The organism is Acetobacter sp. P1H12_c (assembly GCF_018811975.1).
GTDB lineage: Bacteria > Pseudomonadota > Alphaproteobacteria > Acetobacterales > Acetobacteraceae > Acetobacter > Acetobacter persici.
The window spans coordinates 1-708 of sequence record NZ_JACRVR010000100.1 but is presented as its reverse complement, the minus strand read 5'-3'; the positions used below and the strand labels follow the sequence as shown (position 1 = coordinate 708).

Below are 708 nucleotides of genomic sequence, written 5' to 3'. Positions count from 1 at the left end.
CTAGGACCGTCTGGCTGTTCCGGGAACGTCTGACACAAGCGCGAGCAATTGATGTTTTGTTCAACGCTTTGATGCGACCCTGCGGAATGCCGGTTATCTCCCCATGTCAGGCCAGATCCTGGACGCGACACTGGTAGCGGCCCCAAAGCAGCGTAATACCAATGAGGAGAAGGCCGATCTGCAGGACGGACGGATCCCACAGGATTGGCAGGACAAGCCGTCAAAGCTGCCCCATAAAGATCGTCATGCGCGATGGACGCTGAAATTCACCAAAGCAAAGCGTCAGGATGACGGGACGATCCCGTCTACGGATCTCGCCATCCCTTTCTTTGGCTATAAATCGCATATTTCCATCGACCGGAAATTTCGGCTGATCCGCAAATGGAAGACGACGGATGCCGCTGCCAGCGATGGCGCCAGACTACGTGAGGGGCTTCTTGATCGCAGCGATACGGCGTCTAATGTCTGGGCAGATACAGCCCCGTTCAAAAGCCAATGAGGCCTTCATGGAGAAGCATGGCTTTGTCTTCAAGGTTCACAGGAAAAAGCCTCATCTTAAGCCGATGCCACGACATATCCAGAAATCGAATGCAGGAAAATCCGTTATCCGGTCGCGTGTCGAGCATATTTTTGCTGATCAGAAGTCACAGACGGGACTGTTCGTCCGAACCGTAGGCATAACGCGAGCCACCATGAGGATCAGGCTAG

Annotated in this window: 1 pseudogene; it reads left to right on the top strand. The window is 53.8% G+C overall.

Annotated features, from left to right (window positions below):
* Positions 1 to 708: pseudogene (locus KP699_RS16290) on the top strand (transposase); the annotation flags it as partial.